Source organism: Bradyrhizobium altum (assembly GCF_020889705.1).
Lineage (GTDB): Bacteria > Pseudomonadota > Alphaproteobacteria > Rhizobiales > Xanthobacteraceae > Bradyrhizobium > Bradyrhizobium altum.
In genome coordinates this window covers 1-6,234 of sequence record NZ_JACMYP010000383.1, presented here as the reverse complement: position 1 = coordinate 6,234, position 6,234 = coordinate 1, and the positions used below count along the sequence as shown (strand labels likewise).

Genomic DNA, 6,234 nt, shown 5'->3' with positions numbered 1-6,234 from the left:
CCTGAGACTGGCGGTGACGTTGCCGACGTCGCAGGTGACGCTCGCAACCGTGATGGTCTCGCCGCGCGCTTTGGCCTCGACCTGCTTGAGATAGAGCACGGCCGACAGCGGATGGCAGCCCATCCGGATCAGCGAGCCGCCGCCCGTCATCGCCCACCCTGCGGCGTGCGCGGCATGCGAGCCGGAATGGCTCTCCTCGCCCTTCATGAACAGAATCTTGTCGCGCGTCGCGCGGATGATCTCGGCGGTCTTGGTCACCGCCGGTGCGTAGATCCAGTCCTCGGCATACATGAACAGTTTTCCGCTGCGCTCGATCGCGGCGCGGGTCTGTTCCATCTCCTCCATCACGCGCTGGTACATCAGCGCCTTCGGAACGTGCTTGCCGATCGGCGCCTTGTCGCCATCGCGGCCGAAATAGCCGCTGAACGGCTTTTCGCAGATCACATGCTTGCCGGCCTGCATTGCGTCGACGATCATCGCGGCATGGAGGTTGGGCGGCGTGCAGATGTCGATGACGTCGAGCTCACGGTCGGCGACGAGCTCGGCGAAGCTGCGACAGGCGTTCGGTATTCCGTGCTTGCGCGCGAACTCGACCACGTGATCGCCGCGCGCAGCGACCGCCCTCACCTCGACATCGACGCCATAGACGCGCCGGTAGGCGACCATATGCAGCTCCGACACGAAGCCGCAGCCGGCCAGACCCATCCTGATTTTCGTCATTTACTGTCTCCGCCCTTCAGACGGGCGAAGAGTAGCGTGCAGCCATCCCGGCGTCGAACGCATTTGCCATCGCCGCATGCGGCGGCGTCAATCCCGTGAACAGTTTGAATGCGTCGGCCGAGGCGTTGATCGCGAGGTCCCGTCCGGTCAGGACGCTTGCGCCCTTGGCCTTGGCCGCGTTCAGCAGCGGCGTCCAGAGCGGCGTGTAGACGGCGTCGGCGACCCACATCGACGGATGCAGCAGTGCATCCGGCACCGGCGTGTCGCGGCTCGGCAGCATGCCGACCGGCGTTGCGTTGACGAGACCTGTGGCGCCATCCACCGCGATCGCGACGCTGCTGGCGCGGACCGCGTGGCGATCCCGCAACTGGGCCGCAAGCTGCGCGGCCTTGGCGGCATCGGCGTCGAAGATCCTGATCCCGGCGACGCCGAGGCCGGCCAGCGCGAAGGCAATCGCCTTGCCGACGCCGCCGGCACCGATCAGCGCGATCGGGCCGCGCGGCGCTGACGCAAGCAGCGGTTCGATCGCACGCGCAAAGCCCGTCGCATCGGTGTTGTGCCCGACCAGCCGAGCGCCACTGGCGACGATGGTGTTGACCGCGCCGATCGCGCGCGCATCGGGCGCGAGGTCATCGAGCAGATCGACGACCGCCTCCTTGTAGGGAAAGGTGACGTTGACGCCGGCAAAGCCGAGCCGCCTAACGCCCTCCAGCATCGCACGCAGATCGTCGCGCCCGGCGCCCTTCACTTCGATGAGCTGGTAGTGACAGCGAACGCCGAGCACTGCGGCGGCCTGCTCGTGCATCGCAGGCGCCGCCGAATGCGCGATCGGATAGCCGATCAGACCGGTCAGGAAACGATCGCGCATTGTCCCTCACGTCAGTCGCACTCAGCTCATGCGGTCGAGCCGAGCATAGCTGTCTTCCATGCCGTGCTCCATGCCGGTCGCGAGCATCGCCGCGCGCGTCTCGGCATCCGGCAATGTCATCCGCATCGTCATCACGGTGCCGTTGCCGTCGGGCGCGAACCGCGTCTCGACATGGTTGTCCGGCGTCGGGTCCGGCAGATGCATGCGCTCGACATGCACGATGCGGCTGAACGGTTCGAGCGCGACATACTCGCCGGTCAGATGAAAGCCGCCGCCCTTGCCGTCGGTCCATTCGTAGCGGATCTTGCCGCCGGGCCTGAGATCGCTGACGCAGACCGGCATGGTCCAGCCTTCCGGGCCGAGCAGCCACTTCTGCAGCAGCTCCGGCTCGGTATGCGCGCGATACACCATTTCAGGCGGCGCGACGAAGCGCCTGGTGACAACGATGTAGCAGTCGCCTTCGGTCTTCAGCGTCAACTTGCTCATGGGATACCCTTCACTTTTCAGGCTTCATGGCGGCCAGCACTCCGTCCAGCCGGTCGTAATTGGTTTCGAGAGCTCGCCGCAGCATGCCGAGCCATTGATCGATCTCGGCGACCGCCGTCGGCGCCAGCCGGCAGGGCCGCTTGGTGCCTTCAACGCGCCGCACGATCAGGCCCGCGCCCTCGAGCACCTTGAGATGGCGGGAGATCGCGGGCTGGGTCATCTCGAACGGCTCGACCAGCTCCATCACCGTCGCCTCGCCGAGGGCGAGGCGCGCGAGGATCGCCCGGCGGGTCGGGTCGGCGAGCGCGGAGAAGGCGGCGTCGAGGTTGGGCATGCTTGATCTCGTGTCTGTTATATAACTAACTTGCTATATAACTGATTGCGCATAGTCAAGCGAAATCCGCTGCGGCGAGGGCGCACAGCGGATTTGGGCCTTACTTTCAATGCTGGATTTGCGCGCCATCGGGCGCGGCCGGCGGCTAGACGTCGAAGAACACCGTCTCGTTGTCGCCCTGGAGATGGACGTCGAACGTGTAGGCGTTGCCCGCACAGGCCTTGCGCTTCGCAATCAGCGTAGCGCGGCGATCGGCCGGCACCAATGCGAGCACAGGATCGCCGGCGTTGCCGGCTTCGTCGTCGAAGTAGATCCGGGTGTAGAGATGCAGCAGCATGCCGCGCGCGAACACCGCGAGCACGATGTGCGGCGCCTGCGGCTTGCCGTCGGCGTCCGGCACCACGCCCGGCTTGATGGTGTCGAACGAATAACCACCGCTCTTGTCGGTGCCGCAGCGGCCAAAGCCCTTGAAGGAGGAGTTCGGCAGCGCGCGCGCATCCTGCGGATCGGAGAAGCGGCCTTGGCTATCGGCCTGCCAGATCTCCAGCATGCAATCCGGGATCACCGCGCCGTCGCCGTCATAGACGGTGCCTTCGACGCGAATGCGCTCGCCCGAGACGTCGCCCGTCAGCAGATTGTTGGTGAAGGCGTCGTTCCACTCATATTCGCCGTTCGGGGTCAGGCCGTATTTGAAATAAGGGCCGACGGTCTGCGAGGGCGTGATTCCATCAGGACGCTGGTTCGACACTTACCTGGTCTCCATCGGCGTGGCGCTCTGGCCGCGCAGCACGATATCGAAGCGGTAGCACAGCGCCCATTCCGGCTTGGTGTTCTCGAGATCAAACGACGAGATCATCCGCGCCCGCGCCTTCTCATCCGTCACCGAATTGAAGATCGGATCGAACGGGAACAGCGGATCGCCGGGGAAGTACATCTGCGTCACCAGCCGCGAAATGAAGGAATGCCCGAACACCGAGAAGTGGATATGCGCGGGCCGCCACGCATTGTGGTGATTGCCCCACGGATACGCGCCGGGCTTGATGGTGATGAACTTGTAGTAACCGTCGGCATCGGATTGCGTGCGGCCGGCGCCTGTAAAATTCGGATCGAGCGGCGCCGGATGCTGGTCGACGACATGAATGTAGCGGCCGCAGGCATTGGCCTGCCACAGCTCGACCAGCGTGTTGGGCACGCCGCGGCCGTCCTCGTCGCGCACGTGACCATGCACGATGATGCGCTCGCCGAGCGGCTCGCCCTTGGCCTGAATGGTGAGATCGTTGTCGTGCTCGCGCACGGTCTCATGGCCATAGACCGGCCCGGTCAACTCGGAGAGCGTGTGCCGCATCGGGATCAGCGGCTTCTGCGGCGAGCGTTTCACGGTGGAGCGATAGTCCGGCGACAGCCGCGCCGGATGGGCCGCAAGCGATTGCAGCGGATACAGTAAGGTCATGGCGAATTCCTCCGCGGCCCACGCGCCCCGCGAGCTCACATCAGATCATTATAATGCATAACCAAAATGGGGAAGGGCTGTTTTCAGCCCCTCCAAGCCATTGGATTAGTTCAGCTTTTCGATGGCGACCGCGACGCCCTGGCCGACCCCGACGCACATAGTTGCCAAGGCAAGCTTCCCGCCCCGCTTCTCCATGCCGTGCACGGCAGTCAGCACCAGCCGCGCGCCGCTCATGCCGAGCGGATGGCCGAGCGCGATCGCGCCGCCATGTGGATTGACGAAATCGGCGTCTTCCTTGACGCCGAGCTGGCGCAGGCAGGCGATGCCCTGCGAGGCGAAGGCCTCGTTGAGCTCGATCAGATCGAAGTCCGACACCTTGATGCCGAGCCGCTCGACCAGCTTCTTGGTCGCCGGCACCGGGCCGATGCCCATGATGCGGGGCGGCACCGCGGCCGAGGCAAGGCCGAGGATTTTTGCGCGCGGGGTCAGGCCGTGCTTCTTCACCGCAGCCTCGGAGGCAAGGATCATCGCGGCGGCGCCGTCATTGACGCCGGACGCATTGCCCGCGGTCACCGTGCCCGGATTGCGCACGATCGGCTTCAGCTTGGCGAGAGCTTCGAGCGTGGTCTCCGGCCGCGGATGCTCGTCCTTGTCGACGGTAACAGGACCGGCCTTGCCGCCGGGCACCTGAACGGCGACGATCTCCTCGGCGAAATAACCCGACGCGATCGCCGCACCGGCCCGCTGCTGCGAGCGGATCGCCATCGCATCCTGATCGGCGCGCGAGACCTGGAATTCCTCGGCGACGTTCTCGCCGGTCTCCGGCATCGCATCGACGCCGTACTGCGCCTTCATCAGCGGATTGATGAAGCGCCAGCCGATCGTGGTGTCGTAGATCTCGGACGAGCGCGAGAAGGCTTCCGCGGCCTTGCCCATCACGAACGGCGCGCGCGTCATCGATTCGACGCCGCCTGCGATCGCGAAATCGATCTCGCCGGCGCGGATGGCGCGGCCCGCGGCACCGACCGCGTCGAGACCGGAGGCGCAGAGCCGATTCAGGGTCTGGCCGGGAACCGATTCCGGCATGCCGGCGAGCAGAAGCGCCATGCGCGCGACGTTGCGGTTGTCTTCGCCAGCCTGGTTGGCGCAGCCGAAATAGACCTCGTCCACCTGATTCCAGTCGAGGGTCGGGTGCTTGGCCATCAGCGCCTTGATCGGGGCCGCCGCGAGATCGTCGGCGCGCACCTTGGCGAGCGAACCGCCGAAACGGCCGATCGGAGTCCGGACGGCATCGCAAATGAACACATCACGCATTGAATCTCTCCCTGAATGCCGCGACTTAGGCGCTGGATCGGCTGGAACTTGAGGTGAGTTTTAGGAGCGTGCCCGCGGCAGGTCAATTGACGCGGCTGCGGACCCTGCACGCATTACCGTGATGCCCTGTCATATCTCGGGTCGTGGACAGGGTGGAAAACCCCCTCCTCTTGGATAGGACCGCGCGGCGAAATTTTGTAGCTTCCCGGCCCTCATGACCATTCAGCAGCCCATCCCCGTTCCGCCCGAGCCCGCTCCCGCCGCCGAGGCGCCATCGCGCGTCACGCCGATGATGGAACAGTATCTGGAGATCAAGGTCGCCCACCCCGGCCTGCTGCTGTTCTACCGGATGGGCGATTTCTACGAGCTGTTCTTCGAGGACGCGGAGATCGCCTCGAAGACGCTCGGCATCGTGCTGACCAAGCGCGGCAAGCATCAGGGCATGGACATTCCGATGTGCGGCGTTCCGGTCGAACGCTCCGAGGACTATCTGCACCGCCTGATCGGCGCCGGCCACCGCGTCGCGGTGTGCGAGCAGACGGAAAATCCCGCGGAAGCAAAAGCCCGCGGCAACAAGAGCGTGGTCCGCCGCGGCGTGGTGCGGCTGGTGACGCCGGGCACGCTGACCGAAGACACGCTGCTCGACGCCCGCACCAACAATTACCTGATCGCGATCGCGCGCGCCCGCGGCTCGGCCGGCGCGGATCGTCTCGGCCTTGCCTGGATCGACATCTCGACCTCCGAATTCATGGTGACGGAGTGCGCGACATCAGAGCTTGCGGCGACGCTGGCGCGCATCAATCCGAACGAGGCCATCGTCACCGACGCGCTCTATAGCGACCACGAACTGGCGCCGACCTTGCGCGAGCTGCCGTCGGTGACGCCGCTGACCCGTGACGTGTTCGACAGCGCTACCGCCGAACGGCGGCTGTGCGACTATTTCGCGGTCGCGACCATGGATGGCCTGTCCGCGATGTCGCGGCTGGAGGCGACCGCCGCGGCCGCCGCCGTCACCTATATCGACCGCACCCAGGTTGGCAAGCGTCCGCCGCTGTCGCCGCC

Annotated in this window: 8 protein-coding genes; 1 reads left to right on the top strand and 7 read right to left on the bottom strand. The window is 65.6% G+C overall.

What is annotated here, in order from left to right:
• The 7 genes from H8B02_RS44270 to pcaF all read right to left on the bottom strand — a co-directional run.
• Window positions 1-720, bottom strand: a 720-nt coding sequence (locus H8B02_RS44270; RefSeq protein WP_229172058.1) for a Gfo/Idh/MocA family protein, incomplete at its 3' end; no start/stop codon positions are given.
• Window positions 721-736: 16 nt separating this feature from the next.
• Complete coding sequence (locus H8B02_RS44265) at window positions 737-1,588, bottom strand: shikimate dehydrogenase (RefSeq protein ID WP_229172057.1); 852 nt, start codon at window positions 1,586-1,588, stop codon at window positions 737-739.
• Between the two features lie 21 nt (window positions 1,589-1,609).
• Window positions 1,610-2,074: an SRPBCC domain-containing protein gene (locus tag H8B02_RS44260; RefSeq protein WP_229172056.1), complete on the bottom strand. Its 465-nt coding sequence runs from the start codon at window positions 2,072-2,074 to the stop codon at window positions 1,610-1,612.
• 10 nt (window positions 2,075-2,084) lie between these two features.
• Window positions 2,085-2,408 (bottom strand): ArsR/SmtB family transcription factor, encoded by a 324-nt coding sequence (locus H8B02_RS44255; RefSeq protein WP_173640060.1) that lies wholly within the window; start codon window positions 2,406-2,408, stop codon window positions 2,085-2,087.
• Between the two features lie 145 nt (window positions 2,409-2,553).
• The gene (gene pcaG / locus H8B02_RS44250; protein WP_229172055.1) at window positions 2,554-3,156 is read right to left on the bottom strand and encodes a protocatechuate 3,4-dioxygenase subunit alpha; all 603 of its coding nucleotides are present in this window, start codon (window positions 3,154-3,156) and stop codon (window positions 2,554-2,556) included.
• Window positions 3,157-3,858, bottom strand: a complete 702-nt coding sequence (gene pcaH, locus H8B02_RS44245) for a protocatechuate 3,4-dioxygenase subunit beta (RefSeq protein ID WP_229172054.1) — start codon at window positions 3,856-3,858, stop codon at window positions 3,157-3,159.
• Between the two features lie 105 nt (window positions 3,859-3,963).
• Window positions 3,964-5,172 (bottom strand): 3-oxoadipyl-CoA thiolase, encoded by a 1,209-nt coding sequence (gene pcaF, locus H8B02_RS44240; protein ID WP_229172053.1) that lies wholly within the window; start codon window positions 5,170-5,172, stop codon window positions 3,964-3,966.
• A 214-nt stretch (window positions 5,173-5,386) separates the two neighbouring features.
• Here pcaF and H8B02_RS44235 point away from each other — a divergent pair.
• Window positions 5,387-6,234: MutS N-terminal domain-containing protein (locus H8B02_RS44235; RefSeq protein WP_512699922.1), on the top strand; the 848-nt coding region annotated here is incomplete at its 3' end.

Coding starts and splice junctions, on each gene's coding strand:
- pcaF (WP_229172053.1), bottom strand. CDS start 5,172: ATGCGTGATGTGTTCATTTGCGATGCCGTCCGGACTCCGATCGGCCGT.
- H8B02_RS44255 (WP_173640060.1), bottom strand. CDS start 2,408: ATGCCCAACCTCGACGCCGCCTTCTCCGCGCTCGCCGACCCGACCCGC.
- H8B02_RS44265 (WP_229172057.1), bottom strand. CDS start 1,588: ATGCGCGATCGTTTCCTGACCGGTCTGATCGGCTATCCGATCGCGCAT.
- pcaH (WP_229172054.1), bottom strand. CDS start 3,858: ATGACCTTACTGTATCCGCTGCAATCGCTTGCGGCCCATCCGGCGCGG.
- H8B02_RS44260 (WP_229172056.1), bottom strand. CDS start 2,074: ATGAGCAAGTTGACGCTGAAGACCGAAGGCGACTGCTACATCGTTGTC.